We start from the raw sequence: 20,292 nt of genomic DNA, 5'->3' as shown, positions 1-20,292 counted from the left end.
AATTAAGTCCGATAAGCTTTGGAAGCGCGGACCACATTTTCCATTTCATCGACTAACTCAAACAACTCTGGTTCAATATCTTCATTCGATGCGTTGCCTTTAAGAGCTGTTTCTATGGTGTGACAGAGATTTTTTAATCGTGGCACTCCACTATAGGCACAGCTGCCGTGCAATTTATGAATTGGAGGCCAGAGATCGACCTCTTTGCCATCTAAGGCTTCATTAACCAACATTTCAACTTCAGGCATAAAATCAAGCAGCATCTGAATCATATCGCGAGCAAGATCTTCTTTGCCTGCCGCTTGTTTTAGAGCCAGATCCCAATCAAAACTGATATCTTGTTTGGGTACTGACTCAACCGATGTCGGTAATGGCGCAATTAAAGCTTGAGGCTCTATTTGAGATTCAATAGGAGCAATCCAGCGTCCCAATACTTGTTGTAGAATGTGCTCTTCAATCGGCTTGGTGAGGTAGTCATCCATTCCAGCGTTAATTAAGCGCTCTCTTTCACCGGCCATCGCATGGGCCGTTACTGCAATAACTGGCGTGGTGCGGTTGAGTTCGGTATCGTGAATCTGCTGGCATGCGGTAACCCCATCCATTTCAGGCATTTGAATATCCATAAAGATAAGATCAAAGGCTTTCTGTTTTGCATACTCAACAGCTTTGCGACCACCGGTTGCCGTAATGACGGTTTCTACTCGTTCACATAAAAGGGCAGAGATAAGCTTAAGGTTAGCTGTGTTATCATCCACAGCCATCACAGTAAGAGGTTGAATTGGGCTAGCCGGTTCTGGAAGTAGTGGCTGTTCAGGTTCCATCTGCTCATTATCACCACACATCACTTCAAACAGTCGGCGCTGACTTAATGGCTTACCTAAGCAGGCGCTCACTCCCGCATTCACCAAACGCTCAGATAGCGCCAGCTCTGTTGTTGGTAGGCAGACAATGACGTTATCGGTCATTTGTTCAGCCTTAAAGACTTGGTCGATTAATGTTGCAATCGGTGGTTGTTCACCAGGTGATAAACACAATAGGGTGTAATCGTGGCGTTCCACATCTTCTGGCATAACAGAGCGGTAGGTAACATGAACTCCCACATTAATTAAGCGCTGTTGTATCACAGATGCTGCCTGCATGTTCGGCTCAATCAGTAGTACTTTTTTACCACTAAGTGATGAAGTATCAATAAGTTGTGATACAGGCAAATCAGTTTTGGTTAGGCGGACAGTAAACCAGAAGGTTGATCCTTGATGCAAACGACTGGTTAGACTCACTTCACCACCCATTTGAGAGACCAGTTTTTGAGTAATAACCAATCCTAATCCTGTGCCGCCATAGCGACGTGAAATGCTGGCATCTGCTTGACTAAAGGCTTGGAACAGTTGCGCTTGCTGTCGTTCAGAAATACCAATACCGGTATCTCGCACCATAAACTGCAGCTCAATCCCTTCATCATCTTTGTCTGATTTGAGCTCTACTGTGACATCAATATTGCCACGTTCGGTAAACTTCACCGCATTGCCAATTAAGTTGGTCAACACTTGCTGAATACGTAGGGCATCACCAATAAGACTTGGTGGAATGCGATCATCGACTTTTAAGGTAAGCTCTAATCCTTTCTCATGGGCTGTCGGGGCCAGAAGGCGCATGACTTCATCTAAGGATTCAGCAAAATCAAATGGGATATTTTCCAGTAATAGTTTACCCGCTTCGAGTTTAGAGAAGTCCAAAATATCATTAATGATGGTTAAGAGATTATTGGCCGATTTTTCAATGGTAAGCAGATAGTCTTGCTGACTTGGGTTGAGTCGCGTTTTTAGCATCTGGCGAGTAAAGCCCAGCACACCATTGAGTGGCGTTCGAAGTTCGTGTGACATATTGGCCAAGAATTCTGATTTTACTCGGGCCGCTTCTTGTGCTCGTTTTTTCGCAATATCAAGCTCAACGTTTTGGATTTCTAATTGCTCTAAGGTTTCTCGAAGATCGGATGTTGCCTGATCGATACTTTGTTGCATCTCTACATGGTATTCAGACAATGAAATTGCCATTGCATTGATGCCATTTTTTAGTGTGTCTAATTCACCCAGTAATCGGCCTTCAATTCGAATATCTAAATGGCCGCGACGAATACGGTCAACCACACTAACCATATGAGAAATAGGGCGAGTCACATCTTGCATCAAACGATAGGCAAATAGCGATGATAAGGTTAGCCCTAATAACAAGACCATTAAAGCCGTAAAGACCTCTTGATATTGCTGTAATCGTAGTGCGCTAAGATCTAATTCAAGCGAGATATAGCCAAGTGGTGTGCCTCGTAAGCTAGGATCTGCATGGGGACCAAATTGCCCTTCGGTTAGAATCGGGGCTCGCATAATTAAAGCATTGTCGCGCAACTCCGTTTCCAATAATGGGGGGATTGGTTTATCAGGTGGATACATCAGCGCTTCAAAATTGCGATGGAAATTAGAAGTGACGAAGAGCTGATTATGCGCATCAAACACCGCAATACTGCGGACTATGTTAGAATGTTTGCGATGGGCATAGCTGATCAGACGACGAACTGCTTCGCGGTTTTTGTCTGTCATGCCATATTCTGCGGAGATCGCCAACGGCTCAATAATACTGGTGCCTGTTGATATTAATTGGTGCTCAAGATCCTGATAGCGACTCAGGGTAAAAAAGGCACTTAATAACAAGCCTATAATCAGTGTGGGTGCTAATGTTAGGGTAAAAACCCGAGCACGAAGTCCGTATCTGGTCATGGTTCTCTTAATTACAAGAATGCGATTCTGTGGGAGAATTGTCGCCCATTAGAGGCCCTTAGCTTAAAGAATCAAGGGCCATTCGACAAACACTCAATGTCTGAACAGTGAGCAAAACACTATGGCACGCTTTTTTAAGCCTCAAAAACGTAAAATTACCGATACTAAACATAAGGAAATTACCATTACTCGCCTTGACCATCTAGGAGCGGGTATCGGCCATCTCAACAATAAACCTGTTTTTGTTGAGGGAGTACTTCCAGGTGAAAGTGCGGTTGTTCAGTTCACTGAAGATAAAAAGCAATATGCGCGTGCCCGCGTGATAAAGCGTTTAACTGATAGTCAGGCGCGTATTAAACCTCAATGTCCTATCTATGACCAGTGCGGTGGCTGTAACTTGCAGCATTTATCTCATCAAGGTCAGGTTACGGCCAAGCAGCAATCGTTAACTGAGTTAATGACTAAGTTTGCCGGGGCTGATCAAGCAATTACTCAGGCTAAACCGATTGTCGGTCCCGATACGCACTATCGCCGCTGTGCTCGATTTGGTATCCGGTTAGATAATCGCGGTCAATTGCAGTTTGGCTTCCGTAAAAAGCAGAGTAAAGAGATTGTAGATGTGCCGCAATGCATGGTTCTTGCTCAATCACTAAATGAACTGTTACCTGTATTGCGCGAGCTATTAAACAGTTTAAAAGGGCGTAAACACTTAGGCCATGTGGAATTGGTAGAAGCGGATAATGGTCGAGTGGTGATGATTCGTCATCTGCAACCTTTCTCTGATGCTGATATGAGTAAGCTACTTGAGTTTGCAAAATCCCAGCAAATTATGTTGTTTATGGCCCCAACAGCAGACTCAATTGAGCAGATTTTTGGTGATCGCCCGTATTATGAATTAGACTGCCAAAAGTTATATTTTTCACCAAAAGACTTTATTCAAGTCAATCGTGACGTCAATATTGCAATGGTTAAGCAAGCAATAGATTGGCTAGATGTTCAAGCTGATGACCGTGTGTTAGATCTATTTTGTGGCTTAGGTAATTTTAGTTTACCGCTGGCAAAACGAGCAAACACACTGGTAGGTGTTGAAGGTGTTGATGAAATGGTTCATCGTGCACAAGACAATGCTCAATATAATCAAATCAATAATGCGGCGTTTTTCCAAGCTAACTTAGAACAGGATGTGACTGAGTTTAGTTGGGCAAAGAAGCCATTTAACAAGATTTTACTCGACCCTGCTCGTGCTGGCGCTGCAGGTGTAATGGAACACGTAGTTAAACTTGCTCCAGAAAAAGTGGTCTATGTGTCATGTAATCCAGCAACATTGGCTCGTGATAGTCAGATACTTTTGCATAAAGGGTATCAGCTAACTCAATTGGGTATGATGGATATGTTCCCTCACACCGGACATTTAGAGTCAATGGCGTTATTTGTTCGTTCTAAGTAATAATAAACAACAGTATCAGAACGGCGTGTTTTCACTATTTTAGAAGATAGCAGGATAGAAAAATGGTCGCAGTTCGTGGGGCGCATTTAAAGGAAAATTCCAAGTTTGAATTAGCTGTATGGGTTGATAGTTTGCAGCAAGAGCCGGCAACGGCAGAGCAAATTAAGTCTACTTATGAGCGATGTTTAAGCTTGGTGACAGAGGAAGAGTCAGCCGCGTTATTGTTATGGCGCGGTCGCGAAATGGTAGAAATCTTAGTTACCCTAAGTATGGATGCCGATACACTGGTCGCTGCGATGCTATTTCCTTTGGTTGAAGCGGGGTTATATAGCCACGAAGCTTTAACTGAAGACTATGGCATTACAATTTCTCATATGGTTGTTGGCGTTGAGCAGATGTGCGCCATTAGCCAACTAAAATCAACCACTGAAGAAACGGCACAACCTGGACAAGTTGATAATATTCGTCGCATGTTGTTGTCGATGGTGGATGATTTTCGCTGCGTAGTGATTAAATTAGCCGAACGTATTTGTCATCTTCGCGAAGTCAAAGATGAAGAAGATGCTGTTCGTCGTACTGCAGCACAAGAGTGTGCCAATATCTATGCGCCGTTAGCAAATCGCTTAGGTATCGGTCAGCTCAAATGGGAAATTGAAGACTACGCTTTTCGCTATCAACACCCAGATACCTATAAGCAGATAGCAAAGCAGTTATCTGAGCGACGTATCGATCGTGAAAACTACATTACTCACTTTGTGACTGATTTATCTGAAGCCATGAAAGCTTCAAATATTAAAGCCGAAGTGCAAGGCCGACCTAAGCATATCTATAGTATCTGGCGTAAGATGCAGAAGAAAAACTTGGCCTTTGATGAACTGTTTGATGTTCGTGCGGTGCGTATTATTGCTGATCAATTGCAAGATTGTTATGCCGCGCTCGGGGTTGTACATACCAAATATCGTCATCTACCAAAAGAATTTGATGACTATGTGGCTAACCCAAAACCGAATGGTTACCAATCAATTCATACGGTAGTGTTAGGCCCAGAAGGCAAAACCATTGAGATTCAGATCCGCACCAAACAGATGCATGAAGAGTCTGAATTGGGTGTAGCGGCACACTGGAAATACAAAGAAGGATCATCTTCGGGTGCTAAGTCTGCGTATGATGAGAAAATTAACTGGCTACGTAAGCTTCTAGCATGGCAAGAGGAGATGTCAGACTCTGGAGACATGCTTGACGAGTTACGCAGTCAGGTGTTTGATGATCGCGTGTATGCTTTTACTCCCAAGGGAGATGTCGTTGACTTACCGCTTAATGCAACGCCATTAGATTTTGCTTATCACATCCACTCTGAAGTGGGACACCGCTGTATTGGTGCTAAAGTCGAAGGGCGTATTGTACCTTTCACATATCACCTACAGATGGGGGATCAGGTTGAAATTATCACCCAAAAAGAGCCCAACCCATCGCGCGACTGGTTAAACCCTAACTTAGGCTTTGTTAATTCGAGTCGAGCCCGAGCTAAGGTTCATGCTTGGTTCCGTAAACAAGATCGCGATAAAAACATCATTGCTGGCCGTGAAATTCTTGAGCAAGAGTTAGCCAAAATTGGTGCAACATTAAAAGATGCGGAAGCGTATGCGATTAAGCGTTTTAATGTGAAAACGCCAGATGAACTGTTTGCCGGCATCGGTAGTGGTGATGTCCGAATCAATCAAGTTATCAACCATATTAATGCCCTGGTAAATAAACCAACTGCTGAAGAAGAAGATCAGCAATTGTTGGAGAAATTGACAGAGGTAAAAGCTCGAACCGCCAAGAAACCACAACGTGATGCGGTGGTTGTCGAAGGGGTTGATAACCTAATGACGCACTTAGCGCGTTGCTGTCAGCCAATTCCAGGTGATGATATTCAAGGATTTGTCACTCAAGGTCGGGGTATTTCAGTACACCGTAGTGATTGTGAACAGTTAGATGAGTTACGCCATCATGCACCAGAACGAATCATTGATACCGTATGGGGCGGAGGTTATGCCGGTAACTACACCATCACGGTTCGAGTGACGGCCTCTGAGCGAAATGGCTTAATTAAAGACTTAACCAATACGTTTTCTAATGAAAAGGTGAAAGTTTCTGGGATGAAGAGCCGAATCGACTTTAAGAAACAGATGTCGATTATGGACTTTGAACTTGAATTAACCGATTTAGAAGTGCTTGGTCGAGTCTTAAAGCGAATCGAGCAAGTTAAAGATGTGGCAGAAGCTAAACGTCTATACTAGTACATAACAATAATTAGATAACGGGTAGCCACAGTGCTGCCCGTTTTTGTTTTTAAGGAATGATTATGCAATCTTCAGACATCGAACAGCTCTTATCTATTATGGCCAAATTACGTGATCCTAAAGACGGTTGTCCTTGGGATATTAAGCAGAGCTTTGATTCTATTGTCCCTTATACTCTTGAAGAGGCGTATGAGGTGGCTGATGCGATTGAAAAACAAAATTGGCTCGATGTTAAAGAAGAGTTGGGCGATTTATTATTTCAAGTTGTGTTCTATAGCCAAATGGCAAAAGAGCAGGATTTATTTGATTTTGATGAGGTCGTTGCCGGAATTTGTGAAAAGCTTACTCGTCGTCATCCTCATGTCTTTGCCAATAAACAGTTTGCATCCGAAGCCGAAGTGAAAGCTAATTGGGAGGCCGAAAAAGCCAAAGAGCGAGCAGATAAAGCTGTCGATAATAGTATTTTGGCTAATGTACCGTTAGCGATGCCAGCCCTTACTCGTGCCGATAAAATTCAAAAACGATGTGCCCAATTTGGTTTTGATTGGGATAGTTTGGCACCTGTTGCTGAAAAAGTTGTCGAAGAGTTAGATGAAGTGATGGATGAATATCAGCAAGTCACCCTTGATCAAAATCGAATTGAAGAGGAGATGGGCGACCTTCTATTTTCAGTAGTGAATTTAAGTCGTCATCTTAATGTGAATCCAGAACGAGCACTGCAAAAAGCCAATAAAAAATTTGAGCGCAGATTTCGCAAAGTTGAAAAAAATGTGCTAGAAAAAGGTATGGAAATTTCAAATTGTTCACTGGAACAGTTAGACCAAGAATGGAATATTGTGAAAAAAATGGAACTAAAATGATTTTTCACAGGTCGTAATAAAGAATTTGGTTGAGGCTAATTTGCCAATTTTTATTGGTTAATGGCTGCAAAAATAAGCAATTAGAGTGACTAGTTAGCTTAATTGATTTGAAACAAAAAAAAACGTGGGCAGCTGTGATAGTTTTCACGTTGTAGCAATAAAAGGTGTCTGGTATACTAATTTCCCGTCCAGATACTTTTTAATTCCTCTACACCAATCTTCCAGGTTAAACATGACAACGAATTACATTTTTGTTACGGGCGGAGTTGTTTCCTCTCTAGGTAAAGGTATTGCTGCAGCATCTCTTGCGGCTATTCTAGAAGCACGTGGTCTAGACGTGACTATGATGAAACTAGATCCTTACATCAACGTTGATCCAGGCACTATGAGCCCAATTCAGCACGGTGAAGTATTCGTTACGGAAGACGGTGCAGAGACCGACCTTGACTTAGGTCACTACGAGCGTTTCATCCGCACTAAGATGACTAAGCGTAATAACTTTACTGCTGGTCGTGTGTATGCAGACGTACTACGCAAAGAGCGTCGTGGTGATTACCTAGGTGCTACAGTTCAGGTTATTCCTCATATCACTAACGAAATCAAATCTCGCGTTATCGCGGGTGCGAAAGGTCACGATGTGGCTATCGTTGAAGTGGGCGGTACTGTAGGTGATATCGAGTCTCTACCATTTATGGAAGCTATTCGTCAGCTAGCAGTTGAGCTAGGCCGTGAGCGTGCGATGTTTATGCACCTTACTCTAGTTCCTTACCTTGCAGCGGCGGGCGAAGTGAAAACTAAGCCAACTCAACACTCTGTTAAAGAACTACTGTCTATCGGTATTCAGCCTGACGTATTGATCTGTCGTTCAGATCGTATGATCCCTGCGAACGAGCGTGCGAAGATTGCACTATTCTGTAACGTTCCAGAGAAAGCTGTTATCTCAATGAAAGACGTAGATTCTATCTACAAAATCCCTCAGTTAATCAAAGCTCAAGGTCTAGATGATCTTGTATGTCAGCGCTTTGGTATTACAGCACCAGAAGCAAACTTAGCTGAGTGGGAACAAGTGATTTATGAAGAAGCGAACCCAACCGGTGAAGTAACTATCGGTATGGTTGGTAAGTACATTGAACTACCAGATGCTTATAAATCAGTAAACGAAGCGCTTAAGCACGCAGGTCTTAAGAACCGCCTATCTGTTAAGATTAAGTACATCGACTCGCAAGATGTTGAGTCAAAAGGCACTGAGATCCTTGAAGGTCTAGATGCAATCCTTGTACCTGGTGGTTTTGGTAACCGCGGTGTAGAAGGTAAGATCCTAACGGCTAAGTACGCTCGTGAAAACAAGATTCCTTACCTAGGTATTTGTCTAGGTATGCAAGTAGCGTTAATTGAATACGCTCGTAATGTAGCGGGTATGACTGACGCGCACTCTACTGAGTTTAGTCAAGATACAACTCACCCAGTTGTTGGTCTAATCACAGAATGGATTGATAATGAAGGTAACGTTGAAGAGCGTAGTGAAAAGTCTGATCTAGGCGGTACAATGCGTCTAGGTGCACAGCTTTGTCATCTACAAGATGGCACAAAAGCTCGTGACTTATATGCTCAGCCTTCTATCCATGAGCGTCACCGTCACCGTTACGAAGTGAATAACAGTCTGCTTCCTAAGCTAGAGAAAGCAGGCCTTAAAGTTTCAGGTCTATCTGCAGACAAGAAACTGGTTGAAATCATTGAGATCCCTAACCACCCTTGGTTTGTGGCTGCTCAGTTCCATCCTGAGTTCACTTCAACGCCTCGCGATGGCCACCCTCTATTTGCGGGCTTTGTGAAGGCGGCTGGTCAACACCAGCGTGGTGAGCTTAACAAGTAAGGATTACGGATAATAGCTGTAGCGACTTAGCCGCAGCTATTTTTTTAGCTTTTAATTTGAAGATAAAGCAAAGAGGAAACACAATGTCTAAGATCGTTAAAATTCTAGGTCGTGAAATCATTGACTCACGTGGTAACCCAACAGTTGAAGCAGAAGTTCACCTAGAAGGCGGTTTCGTAGGTATGGCTGCTGCGCCATCTGGTGCATCAACTGGTTCTCGTGAAGCTCTTGAGCTACGCGACGGTGACAAGTCTCGTTTCCTAGGTAAAGGCGTTCTTAAAGCTGTTACAGCTGTTAACGGCCCAATCGCTGAAGCTCTACTAGGTAAAGATGCGAAAGATCAAGCTGCAATCGACCAGATCATGATCGACCTTGACGGTACTGAAAACAAATCTAACTTCGGTGCTAACGCAATCCTAGCTGTATCTCTAGCAAACGCAAAAGCTGCTGCTGCTGCGAAAGGCATGCCTCTATACGAGCACATCGCTGAGCTAAACGGTACTGCAGGTCAGTTCTCTATGCCTCTACCTATGATGAACATCCTAAACGGTGGTGAGCACGCAGACAACAACGTTGACATCCAAGAGTTCATGATCCAGCCAGTTGGCGCTAAGACTCTTAAAGAAGCTCTACGTATCGGTGCTGAAGTATTCCACAACCTAGCTAAAGTTCTTAAATCTAAAGGCATGAGCACAGCTGTTGGTGACGAAGGTGGTTTCGCTCCTAACCTTTCTTCTAACGCTGAAGCACTAGCAGTAATCAAAGAAGCTGTTGAAGCTGCAGGTTACGAGCTAGGTAAAGACGTAACTCTAGCTATGGACTGTGCTGCTTCTGAGTTCTACAACAAAGAAGAAGGCATCTACGATCTTAAGGGTGAAGGTAAGAAATTCACTTCTGAAGAATTCAACCACTTCCTAGCTGAGCTAGTTGATCAGTACCCAATCGTTTCTATCGAAGACGGTCTAGACGAGTCTGATTGGGATGGTTTCGCACACCAGACTAAACTTCTAGGCGACAAGATCCAACTAGTAGGTGACGATCTATTCGTTACTAACACTAAGATCCTAGCTGAAGGTATTGAGAAGAATATCGTTAACTCTATTCTTATCAAGTTCAACCAAATCGGTTCTCTAACTGAAACTCTAGCTGCAATCAAGATGGCTAAAGACGCTGGTTACACTGCAGTTATCTCTCACCGTTCTGGTGAAACTGAAGATGCAACTATCGCTGACCTAGCTGTTGGTACTGCTGCAGGCCAAATCAAGACTGGTTCTATGAGCCGTTCTGACCGTGTTGCTAAGTACAACCAGCTAATCCGTATCGAAGAAGCACTAGGTGAGCGTGCTCCTTTCAACGGTCTTAAAGAAGTTAAAGGCCAAGCTTAATTTTTAGCTTAGCTTAAGAGATTTATTCTCTGTGATTAATAAACCGCCTCAACAGAGGCGGTTTTTTTATTCTTGCTACTTATTGTTATCAACATAATTTTGCTGATATTTAACCTAATTGCAGGGGATCTCTGACAATCAAAGGAACTAACTCCTTATAATTGTGGTCACATAACTTCGTTTATGGGATTATTACTCACCTGACTAAGAGTGGTTTTATCTATCAATCGACGTTCATCATGTTGTTCTTTGTGAGACAAAACCATTTTTTATTCTTAAATTTCGCGGATATTAGGAAGACGCATGCGTTTGCTGACAATTGTACTGCTGGGGTTATTGTGTTGGCTTCAATATGATTTTTGGACTGGAAAAAATGGCATGGATGAATACCGTTCAGTACAAAATAACATTCAAATCCAAGAGCGTGCGAATGCGGAATTAGAGCTACGAAACCAGCAGATGTATGCAGAGATCAACGATCTTCATGGTGGTAATGAAGCTGTTGAAGAGCGAGCTCGTAGTGATCTGGGATTAATTAAGCCCAATGAAACCTTTTTCCGAATTGTAGGCGATGACAATGACGATTCTTAATCGCCGTCATGTATTTAACATCAAATAATAATCGTATTTAATATGACTCTCTCTTTAACGGCGATTGTTCCCGCCGCTGGTGTTGGCAGCCGAATGGCAGCAGATCGACCAAAACAGTATCTTGAAATTGCAGGTAAAACAATTTTAGAGCATACCGTAGATCGATTGTTTAGCCACCCAAGTATTGGTCGAATCGTCATTGCCATTAGTGCAGGGGATCCTTATTTCCCGACCTTACCGTTGGCGTCAGATCCTCGTATCACCGTTGTTGATGGTGGTGCAGAGCGTGCAGATTCTGTTTTTTCAGGCCTTGCTGTAGTGGATGATAATGATTGGGTATTGGTTCATGATGCGGCACGTCCATGTGTGCGAACCTCTGATCTCTCCCAATTGATTGATGCTGCACTATTAAGTGAATCGGGGGCCATTTTAGCGGCACCGGTTCGTGATACGATGAAAAGAGGGGCGGCCTCAGATAGCGAGCACGGAACGATATGTTCGACAGTGGATCGTAATAATTTATGGCATGCCTTAACCCCTCAAATGTTTAAAGCTGCGCAGTTAAAAGCGGCATTAACCTATGCTTTAGAGCAAGGCGCGACAATAACCGATGAAGCTTCGGCTTTAGAGTTCTGCGGCTATGCTCCTTTACTGGTAAAAGGTCGAGCTGATAACTTGAAAGTGACTCAGCCAGAAGATCTTGCTCTTGCCGGTTTTTATTTAGAACAACTCATGAAGGAATTGCCATAATGCGTATAGGTCATGGCTTTGATGTACATAAGTTTGGTGGCGAAGGTCCGGTCATTATCGGTGGAGTAGCAATTCCTTACGAACAAGGTTTGATTGCTCATTCCGATGGTGATGTCGCTTTACACGCTGTTTGTGATGCATTACTGGGTGCTATTGGGGCTGGTGATATTGGCCGTCATTTCCCTGATACAGACGCTGAATGGAAAGGGGCAGACAGTCGCTTTTTGTTGCGTGATGTATATAAGAAAGTAAAAGCAAAGGGTTATGTGTTAGGTAATGTGGATGTCACCATTATTGCTCAAGCCCCTAAAATGACTCCTCATATTGAAGCTATGTGTCAGGCTATTGCCGACGATCTTGAAACCGAGATGAGTAACGTGAATGTGAAAGCAACGACTTCAGAACGTTTAGGTTTTACAGGTCGTAAAGAAGGCATTGCGTGCGAAGCGGTTGTATTAATTAAAAAGGCATAACAGATGGCTGATATTATGGATTCTTTTGCTTATCTTTACGGTAAGCCAGAAGCTAAAGGTCTTTTAAAAGCACAAGACAGTGATTTTGAAGTTGTTGAACAATTAGGTTATGACTTTGCCGGCCACGGTGAGCATTTTATGGTGCTGATCCGCAAGAGCGGTGAAAACACTAAATATGTGGTAAATGAACTGGCAAAAGCGTGTGGTGTTAAATCTCGCGATGTGAGCTGGGCCGGTCTTAAAGATCGCCATGCGGTAACTGAACAGTGGCTCAGTGTACAACTACCTGGCAAAAGCGATCCGGATCTGACTGACTTCGTTGCCGAACACCCAGGTATTGAAGTGTTAGCAACCGCTCGCCATGATAAGAAACTGCGTCCAGGCGATTTACAGGGTAACCGCTTCACTTTGCGTATTACCGAATTAGAAAACTGTGATGAATTAAACGCTCGTTTGGAGCAAATTGCTCAAGGTGGCGTACCAAACTATTTTGGTGAGCAGCGTTTTGGCCATAACGGTAATAACGTAGTGAAAGCTCGTGCATGGGGTAATGATGAATTTCGTGTCCGTGATAAAAGCAAACGCAGTTTTTATCTGTCTGCTGCACGTTCATGGATGTTTAATCAGGTGCTATCACAGCGCATTGAACAAGGTAAAGTTAGCCAACTGATGTTAGGCGATTGTCTACTTGCTGCTAACGATAGCCGTCCTATGGTTGTGACAGAGATAACGCCTGAGTTAGAACAGCAAGTAGCATCAGGTGAACTTGCTATTTCAGCGCCACTACTTGGTGATAACGAATTACCAACTAAAGCCGATGCTCAAGCATTTGAGTTGGCTATTGTTGAGCAAGAGCCAGCCTTGGTTAAGCTTGTGCGTGATAATCGTATGCGCCATGAGCGCCGTGAGTTACTGCTTGTTCCAGAGCAAATGACTTGGCAGTTTGATGAAAATACACTGACATTATCATTTAGCTTGCCAGCTGGGGCATTTGCAACTGCTGTTGTTCGTGAATTGCTTGATGCTCGTGAACCTGAGCGTGAGTTTTCTCACGATTAATACGTGAAATAGGAAGAGGTGAATATGTTGACCTCTTCCTGTTATAGGGCATTCTTATACGCATCAATTTTATTGTAGAGTTGATGCGTATAACAATAAGTGGAGACAACATCAAGATGCGCTATTTAAGTGAGCGACATAGCTTGGTGGCATTTCTAAGAAACAAAGGGATTGATAACGAACGTGTTCTTCATGCCATTGCTGCTGTTCCCAGAGAGCGGTTTGTGGATGAAGCATTTTCTTATCAAGCCTATGAAAATAATGCGTTACCAATTGGACATGGTCAAACAATCTCGCAGCCGTATATGGTGGCGAGAATGACGTCTTTGTTAGAGTTAGAGCCTAGCTCTAGTGTATTGGAAATAGGCACAGGAAGTGGATATCAAACTGCCGTGTTAGCGCATTTGGTTGATCACGTTTGTTCTGTTGAGCGCATTAAAGTGCTGCAGTGGCAAGCCAAACGACGTTTAAAGAGTTTAGATCTGCATAATGTCTCAACTAAGCACGGTGATGGATGGCAAGGATGGGCTAATCGTGGTCCTTTTGATGCCATTATTGTGACTGCTGCGCCTGAATGTGTTCCATCAGATTTGCTTGCTCAATTAGCTGATGGAGGACGTTTAGTATTACCTGTTGGTGAAGACTCACAGGTATTAAAGAAAATTGTCCGTATTGGTGATCGCTTTGTTCATCATTCTATTGAGGCCGTTCGATTTGTGCCGTTAATTGCAGGGGAGTTAGCATAAGTAATGAGTGTCATTCAAAAGATAGTAAAGCCCGTTGGTCTGATTGCACTAAGCAGTGTGATCTTTGGTTGTAGTAGTCATACACCCGCACCTGTCACCAGTTTAACTAAAGATTATTCGCAACTTGCTCGCGGCAGTTTTCACGGTAGTGATTATGTGGTGCAAAAAGGGGATACACTTTATTTTATTTCCTATATTGCTGGTCAAGATGTGAAAGATCTTATTGCTTATAACAATTTGACTCCACCTTATACTATCTATCCTGGCCAGCGATTAAATGTTCGTGGTTCAAACAGTTACAGTACGGCTTCTCGCTCAACAAGTACGACTGTAACCAAGCCTGTGACACAAACGAAACCGGCAGAGCAAAAAACGAACAATAAAAAAGTTGATCAGAATCAAGCAAAAGAGTACTCTCAAAAAGCAACTGATAACAAACCTGTAACAAAACCAGTACCAAAACCGGTTGCGCCAGCCGTCACTGGTTGGTTATGGCCTGCAAAAGGAAAAGTGATCTCACGCTTCTCTTCTACCAATAAAGGTATCGATATTGCAGGTAGTCGTGGTGAAGCAGTTAATGCAACCGCTGCTGGTAAAGTCGTTTATGCCGGTAATGCTTTACGTGGTTACGGCAACTTGGTCATTATTAAGCATAATGACGATTACCTAAGTGCTTATGCTCATAATGATAAGTTATTGGTGAAGGAACAACAGCAAGTAACCGCTGGCCAGAAGATCGCTCTGATGGGGGATACGGGTGCCGATAGCGTTAAATTGCATTTTGAAATTCGTTATAAAGGTAAATCAGTCGATCCACTACGCTATTTACCTCGACAATAGAGACGACATGAAACAGTTGTAATGTCTTGCTAACTCGCCATCTGGGAGGCGCTATGAGTAAAAGCAGTACAGTCACAAACCTTGATTCATTCGATTTCGATGACGAGATAGAGTTAGATACTGGCGATGCGGTAAATGCTAAAAATACCGCAACGGCAGATGATGACTCAGCAGAAGAATTGAGCTCTGGTAGTAACAATCAGGCTCAAAAAGTTCTCGATGCGACCCAACTTTATTTAGGTGAAATTGGGTTTTCTCCCTTACTTACGGCCGAAGAGGAAGTGCTGTATGCAAGGCGAGCGCTGCGCGGTGATGATGTTGCCCGTAAACGTATGATTGAAAGTAACTTACGTTTAGTGGTGAAAATTTCTCGCCGTTACAGCAATCGAGGACTGGCTCTGCTCGATCTGGTCGAAGAAGGAAATCTCGGTCTTATTCGAGCGGTTGAGAAGTTTGACCCCGAACGAGGTTTCCGATTTTCTACTTACGCGACATGGTGGATTCGACAGACCATTGAACGCGCCATCATGAACCAAACCCGCACCATTCGTTTACCCATCCACGTTGTAAAAGAACTTAACGTTTATTTACGTACTGCCCGTGAGTTAGCACAAAAGCTCGATCATGAACCAACCGCTGAAGATATTGCGATTCAATTGGAAAAACCGGTTGATGACGTCAATCGTATGTTGCGTCTTAATGAGCGAGTCAGCTCTGTTGATAACCCGATAAGTGGAGATGCCGACAAAGCACTGCTTGATATTATTCCTGATGAAAAAGGTGGTACTCCTGAGGTTTCGACACAAACGGATGATATTAAGTCCTCTATTGTTGATTGGTTAGATGAGTTAAACCCAAAACAACGAGAGGTGTTAGCAAGACGTTTTGGCTTGTTAGGCTACGAGGCATCTACACTAGAAGATGTTGGGCGTGAGATAGGACTGACGCGAGAGCGAGTGAGGCAGATTCAGGTTGAGGGCTTACGTCGCTTGCGAGATATGTTAACCCATGAAGGTTTGAGCATAGAATCTTTATTTGATCCGGATGAAAACTAACTTTTTAAGTCACTTCTTATTTCACTCCGTGTTCAGTGAGTTCATTGCTTGAGACATTAGAACAAGCCATAAAGTCGATAATAATCAGGTAGTAAAAAAGACGCATAATATAAGCGTCTTTTTTATTTTTCATGAAAAGTTACGAGAACTTAGTTTAGCAGAGCTTTAAGGCGATAAAGCTCATCTAATGCTTCTCGTGGTGTCATGTTATCAGGGTTGAGACGAGCCACCGCTTCTTCTACTTCACTTGATTCAGGGATCAGACTCAGTTGATGTTCCTGACGAACCGCTTTTGCTGATGTTGGGGCATCAGTAGTTGTTGGGTTCGGTACATCGCTTGCTTGCTGATGCCCCGATGCTTCTAGCTGCTGTAATTTAATTTTCGCACGCTTGATAACAGATTTTGGTACGCCAGCTAATGAGGCAACGGCTAAACCATAGGACTTACTTGCCGCCCCTTCTTGTACTGCATGCATAAAGGCGATTTCATCCCCATGTTCAACCGCATCTAAATGAACATTAGCAAGTCCACTCATTAAGGTTGGCAGTTCTGTAAGCTCAAAATAATGCGTAGCAAACAGCGTCATAGCCGCGATTTTATCCGCTAACCACTCGGCACTTGCCCAAGCTAAAGATAGACCATCATAAGTACTGGTGCCTCGGCCAATTTCATCCATTAAGACTAAACTGTGTTGAGTCGCATTATGAAGAATGTTTGCCGTCTCCGTCATTTCGACCATAAAAGTTGAACGACCGGAAGCTAAATCATCAGATGCTCCAATACGGGTAAAGATACGATCTAGCGGTCCAATCTTAAGGCTGTCTGCGGGTACAAACGATCCCACGTGTGCCAGTAGAGCGATAAGTGCGGTTTGGCGCATATAGGTTGATTTACCACCCATATTCGGACCTGTAATGATCAACATACGGCGATCATGATTGAGCGAAATTGGGTTAGCAATAAACGGTTCACTCAGTACTTGTTCTACAACAGGGTGACGACCAGCTTCAATCTCGATTCCGGTTTCATCCATTAACTGAGGGCGGCAATAGTTAAGTGTATCGGCACGTTCGGCAAGGTTGGCAAGTACGTCTAATTCCGATAGCGAGTTAGCCATATTCTGCAACTGCTCAAGGTTTGGCATCAGCAGATCAAACAGTTCATCCCACAGTTTCTTCTCAAGAGCTAGCGCTTTTGATTTGGAGTTAAGCACTTTATCTTCATGCTCTTTTAGCTCTGGGATAATATAGCGTTCAGCATTTTTTAGGGTCTGACGACGGATATAGTGACTCGGTACCAGATGGCTTTGGCCTCGGCTTACCTGAATATAGAAGCCATGTACTTGGTTAAATCCAACTTTTAGGCTATCGATATCATGGCGCTCACGTTCGCGGGCTTCTAGCTCTTCTAAGTATTTTGTTGCGCCATCGGCAAGGTCGCGCCACTCATCCAATTCAGCATTATATCCAGGAGCTAGTACACCACCGTCACGAATAATAACTGGCGGATTCTCGATAATAGCATGTTCAAGAAGTTGGCATACCTCATCCATAGGAGCGGCAAGAGCGGCTAACTCGCCAATACGAGGGTCAGAAACTTCCGCTAAAAGATCTGCAAGCTCTGGCAGATTTTGTAGCGCGATACGCATACGAGCCAAATCGCGAGGTCGAGCTGAGCGCAGTGCTAGACGGGCAAGAATACGCTCTAAGTCCCCCATATGACGTAATACGCCAGCTAGCTCACTAAATAGGCCGCTGTCTTTAAACGCACCGATAGCGTTGTATCGACCATTAAGCTGTTTAGGATCACGAATAGGCTGATGTAACCAACGTTTTAATAAGCGACTACCCATGGGTGTAGCTGTTTGGTCTAAAACAGAAGCCAGTGTGTTATCAAAGCCGCCAGCAAGGTTTTGGGTCAGCTCTAAGTTGCGACGTGTTGCTGCATCTAAGATAACGGCATGATCTTTAGTATCTAATGTAATCGCTCGAATATGAGGTAACGCAGTACGCTGTGTATCTTTTACATATTGCAGTAAACAGCCCGCAGCACACAGGCCGCGTTCAGCGTGTTCAACACCAAAACCAACCAGATCGCGAGTGCCGAACTGCATGGTTAATTGTTGGCGTGCTGTACTAAGTTCGAATTCCCATACTGGGCGACGTCGTTTACCTTTAAAACTTTCAATTAAATGAAGGTAAGTAAAGTCTTCAGGATAAAGCAGTTCTGCAGGCATTGTCCGTTGCAGTTCTGCCTGCATTTCCTCTTCTGTATTCGGTTCGGTCAACATAAAGCGACCAGAGGTAATGTCTAATGTGGCATAACCGAAACCATCATTGTACGCAAAAATGGCAGCAATGAGATTATCGCGGCGCTCATTAAGTAAGGCTTCATCACTCACAGTACCAGGCGTAACAATGCGAACAACTTGACGCTCAACGGGGCCTTTGCTGGTTGCTGGATCCCCAATTTGCTCACAGATCGCAACAGAAACACCTTGCTGTACTAACTTGGCTAAATAGCCTTCAGCAGCATGATGTGGTACCCCTGCCATAGGAATTGGCTGACCATTGGATGCACCACGTTTAGTGAGTGAGATATCCAGCAATTTCGACGCTTGTTTTGCATCATCATAAAAAAGTTCGTAAAAGTCGCCCATGCGATAGAACAACAGTACATCAGGATTTTCCGCCTTGATTTTTAGATACTGTTGCATCATTGGTGTATGTTTTTCTAAGCCTTGTACTGTCACGATTACGCCTGCTTTCGCTAATGAATGACTCAGCAACCAAGTTGTTTCTGAGGTATAAAATTCTGGTTGCTTAGGATACGTGAATCGGGTCATTGGGCAAAGTGGCGGCCACAATTTTATTTGCGAAACTTGTTTATTGTGCGCAAAACCCCCATAACTAGAGAGAAGAAAATATTGGATCAGTTATCCACTATAGCCGTGAGGAATCAGCTATGGAACACATTCAAGCACTAGCAAATCAACTGGGAGAAGCGCTAGCAAAACAGCAGTGGGTTGCCACAACGGCAGAATCTTGCACCGGTGGTGGAGTTGCAACAGCTATCACAGATATAGCGGGAAGCTCCCAATGGTTTGATCGAGCATTTATCACCTACAGTAATGAAGCAAAAATGCAGATGCTGGGAGTGCAAGCTGAGACATTAGCAAACCATGGAGCAGTCAGTGAACCTGTTGTAGAGCAAATGGCTGAAGGGGCGCTTACAAACTCGTTGGCCGATATTAGTGTCGCGATTAGTGGTATTGCAGGACCAACGGGTGGAACAGAAGAAAAGCCAGTTGGTACAGTTTGGTTTGCATGGGTTGATAAGCAGGGCTGGCGTAAGACGATGGTTTGTCAGTTTAGCGGTAACCGTAGTCAAGTACGTTATCAGGCTATCACACAAGCAATTTTAGGCATGCTTCACCACTTGGCTGAACTTTAAAACAAAAGTTACGTCAGAACTGATACCTGTTTCAAAAAAAATTTTATTCAGTGCTAGACACTGTATGAATAAACAGTATACTAAACCCAGTTAAATAAATTCAGATTTTCACACATTAGCATCCGATGGAGAGTCGAATGGACGAGAATAAACAAAAGGCTCTTGCCGCTGCGTTAGGCCAAATTGAGAAGCAGTTCGGTAAAGGCTCTATCATGAAGCTTGGCGATAACCGTACTATGGATATCGAAACCGTATCAACTGGTTCGTTAGCTCTTGATATCGCATTGGGTGCTGGTGGTTTACCTATGGGCCGTATCGTTGAGATTTTTGGTCCTGAATCATCAGGTAAAACAACATTAACATTAGAAACCATCGCATCAGCTCAGCGCCAAGGTAAAACTTGTGCCTTTATTGATGCTGAGCACGCACTGGATCCTATTTATGCTAAGAAATTAGGCGTAGATATTGACCAACTTTTGGTTTCTCAGCCAGATACTGGTGAGCAAGCGTTAGAGATTTGTGATGCATTAGCACGCTCTGGTGCTGTTGACCTTATCGTTGTCGACTCCGTTGCGGCATTAACACCAAAAGCGGAAATTGAAGGCGAAATGGGTGATTCACACATGGGTCTGCATTTTATCGGAATGCCAATAGCCGCGTAGGTGTAAGGTGACAAGATTAAGACTCTAAGAAATATTATTAAACT

At 43.6% G+C, this 20,292-nt stretch carries 15 protein-coding genes and 1 pseudogene; 14 read left to right on the top strand and 2 right to left on the bottom strand.

The genetic code is table 11. The features are described 5' to 3' along the window. Positions 1-2: 2 nt before the first annotated feature. A complete protein-coding gene (gene barA / locus CTN07_RS05715; protein ID WP_005297754.1) occupies positions 3-2,768 on the bottom strand; it encodes a two-component sensor histidine kinase BarA in 2,766 nt (921 codons plus the stop codon). 121 nt (positions 2,769-2,889) lie between these two features. Between barA and rlmD the strand changes: the two genes are divergently transcribed. From rlmD to rpoS, 12 genes are all read left to right on the top strand, one after another. Beyond that, on the top strand, positions 2,890-4,215 hold the full coding sequence (gene rlmD, locus CTN07_RS05710; RefSeq protein ID WP_005297755.1) for a 23S rRNA (uracil(1939)-C(5))-methyltransferase RlmD: 1,326 nt from the start codon (positions 2,890-2,892) through the stop codon (positions 4,213-4,215). 62 nt (positions 4,216-4,277) lie between these two features. Then, positions 4,278-6,497 carry a GTP diphosphokinase gene (gene relA / locus CTN07_RS05705; protein ID WP_005297756.1) on the top strand — a complete coding sequence of 740 codons (2,220 nt, stop codon included), beginning with the start codon at positions 4,278-4,280 and terminating at the stop codon, positions 6,495-6,497. A 65-nt stretch (positions 6,498-6,562) separates the two neighbouring features. Next, a complete protein-coding gene (gene mazG / locus CTN07_RS05700; protein WP_005297757.1) occupies positions 6,563-7,360 on the top strand; it encodes a nucleoside triphosphate pyrophosphohydrolase in 798 nt (265 codons plus the stop codon). A gap of 232 nt (positions 7,361-7,592) precedes the next feature. Beyond that, a complete protein-coding gene (gene pyrG, locus CTN07_RS05695) occupies positions 7,593-9,233 on the top strand; it encodes a CTP synthase (protein ID WP_005297758.1) in 1,641 nt (546 codons plus the stop codon). 83 nt (positions 9,234-9,316) lie between these two features. Then, positions 9,317-10,618: a phosphopyruvate hydratase gene (gene eno, locus CTN07_RS05690; RefSeq protein ID WP_005297759.1), complete on the top strand. Its 1,302-nt coding sequence runs from the start codon at positions 9,317-9,319 to the stop codon at positions 10,616-10,618. 303 nt (positions 10,619-10,921) lie between these two features. After that, positions 10,922-11,209 carry a cell division protein FtsB gene (ftsB, locus tag CTN07_RS05685; protein WP_036763251.1) on the top strand — a complete coding sequence of 96 codons (288 nt, stop codon included), beginning with the start codon at positions 10,922-10,924 and terminating at the stop codon, positions 11,207-11,209. A 42-nt stretch (positions 11,210-11,251) separates the two neighbouring features. Next, entirely contained in the window at positions 11,252-11,959 is a 708-nt protein-coding gene (gene ispD, locus CTN07_RS05680) for a 2-C-methyl-D-erythritol 4-phosphate cytidylyltransferase (protein ID WP_036763253.1), read from the top strand. Next, positions 11,959-12,432: a 2-C-methyl-D-erythritol 2,4-cyclodiphosphate synthase gene (gene ispF, locus CTN07_RS05675; protein WP_005297766.1), complete on the top strand. Its 474-nt coding sequence runs from the start codon at positions 11,959-11,961 to the stop codon at positions 12,430-12,432. The genes ispD and ispF overlap by 1 nt, the downstream gene beginning before the upstream one ends. A 3-nt stretch (positions 12,433-12,435) precedes the next feature. Further along, positions 12,436-13,491, top strand: a complete 1,056-nt coding sequence (truD, locus tag CTN07_RS05670) for a tRNA pseudouridine(13) synthase TruD (RefSeq protein ID WP_005297768.1) — start codon at positions 12,436-12,438, stop codon at positions 13,489-13,491. A gap of 116 nt (positions 13,492-13,607) precedes the next feature. After that, on the top strand, positions 13,608-14,237 hold the full coding sequence (locus CTN07_RS05665) for a protein-L-isoaspartate(D-aspartate) O-methyltransferase (protein WP_005297770.1): 630 nt from the start codon (positions 13,608-13,610) through the stop codon (positions 14,235-14,237). A gap of 3 nt (positions 14,238-14,240) precedes the next feature. After that, positions 14,241-15,077: a peptidoglycan DD-metalloendopeptidase family protein gene (locus CTN07_RS05660; RefSeq protein WP_005297772.1), complete on the top strand. Its 837-nt coding sequence runs from the start codon at positions 14,241-14,243 to the stop codon at positions 15,075-15,077. A 53-nt stretch (positions 15,078-15,130) separates the two neighbouring features. After that, positions 15,131-16,132: an RNA polymerase sigma factor RpoS gene (gene rpoS / locus CTN07_RS05655; protein ID WP_005297774.1), complete on the top strand. Its 1,002-nt coding sequence runs from the start codon at positions 15,131-15,133 to the stop codon at positions 16,130-16,132. Positions 16,133-16,281: 149 nt separating this feature from the next. On the opposite strand, the gene mutS is transcribed toward rpoS, so the two are convergent. After that, entirely contained in the window at positions 16,282-18,852 is a 2,571-nt protein-coding gene (mutS, locus tag CTN07_RS05650; protein WP_418005612.1) for a DNA mismatch repair protein MutS, read from the bottom strand. A 245-nt stretch (positions 18,853-19,097) separates the two neighbouring features. Here mutS and pncC point away from each other — a divergent pair, with 245 nt between their 5' ends. Both pncC and CTN07_RS05640 read left to right on the top strand, forming a co-directional pair. After that, positions 19,098-19,586, top strand: a complete 489-nt coding sequence (pncC, locus tag CTN07_RS05645) for a nicotinamide-nucleotide amidase (RefSeq protein WP_036763256.1) — start codon at positions 19,098-19,100, stop codon at positions 19,584-19,586. A gap of 137 nt (positions 19,587-19,723) precedes the next feature. After that, positions 19,724-20,218, top strand: a pseudogene (locus CTN07_RS05640) (ImuA'/RecA-like NTPase); the annotation flags it as partial. Between the last annotated feature and the right edge of the window lie 74 nt (positions 20,219-20,292).

It is taken from the genome of Photobacterium damselae (assembly GCF_003026815.1).
Classification (GTDB): Bacteria; Pseudomonadota; Gammaproteobacteria; order Enterobacterales; family Vibrionaceae; genus Photobacterium; species Photobacterium damselae.
Note: the sequence above shows the minus strand (reverse complement) of the source record. Positions and strands in the feature narration are given on the sequence as shown.

What these genes read in the sequence shown, in the direction of transcription:
- CTN07_RS05665 (WP_005297770.1), top strand. Translation starts at nt 13,608, where the DNA reads ATGCGCTATTTAAGTGAGCGACATAGCTTGGTGGCATTTCTAAGAAAC.
- eno (WP_005297759.1), top strand. Translation starts at nt 9,317, where the DNA reads ATGTCTAAGATCGTTAAAATTCTAGGTCGTGAAATCATTGACTCACGT.
- mutS (WP_418005612.1), bottom strand. Translation starts at nt 18,852, where the DNA reads ATGATGCAACAGTATCTAAAAATCAAGGCGGAAAATCCTGATGTACTG.
- rlmD (WP_005297755.1), top strand. Translation starts at nt 2,890, where the DNA reads ATGGCACGCTTTTTTAAGCCTCAAAAACGTAAAATTACCGATACTAAA.
- pncC (WP_036763256.1), top strand. Translation starts at nt 19,098, where the DNA reads ATGGAACACATTCAAGCACTAGCAAATCAACTGGGAGAAGCGCTAGCA.
- ispD (WP_036763253.1), top strand. Translation starts at nt 11,252, where the DNA reads ATGACTCTCTCTTTAACGGCGATTGTTCCCGCCGCTGGTGTTGGCAGC.
- mazG (WP_005297757.1), top strand. Translation starts at nt 6,563, where the DNA reads ATGCAATCTTCAGACATCGAACAGCTCTTATCTATTATGGCCAAATTA.
- rpoS (WP_005297774.1), top strand. Translation starts at nt 15,131, where the DNA reads ATGAGTAAAAGCAGTACAGTCACAAACCTTGATTCATTCGATTTCGAT.
- barA (WP_005297754.1), bottom strand. Translation starts at nt 2,768, where the DNA reads ATGACCAGATACGGACTTCGTGCTCGGGTTTTTACCCTAACATTAGCA.
- ispF (WP_005297766.1), top strand. Translation starts at nt 11,959, where the DNA reads ATGCGTATAGGTCATGGCTTTGATGTACATAAGTTTGGTGGCGAAGGT.
- ftsB (WP_036763251.1), top strand. Translation starts at nt 10,922, where the DNA reads ATGCGTTTGCTGACAATTGTACTGCTGGGGTTATTGTGTTGGCTTCAA.
- truD (WP_005297768.1), top strand. Translation starts at nt 12,436, where the DNA reads ATGGCTGATATTATGGATTCTTTTGCTTATCTTTACGGTAAGCCAGAA.
- relA (WP_005297756.1), top strand. Translation starts at nt 4,278, where the DNA reads ATGGTCGCAGTTCGTGGGGCGCATTTAAAGGAAAATTCCAAGTTTGAA.
- CTN07_RS05660 (WP_005297772.1), top strand. Translation starts at nt 14,241, where the DNA reads ATGAGTGTCATTCAAAAGATAGTAAAGCCCGTTGGTCTGATTGCACTA.
- pyrG (WP_005297758.1), top strand. Translation starts at nt 7,593, where the DNA reads ATGACAACGAATTACATTTTTGTTACGGGCGGAGTTGTTTCCTCTCTA.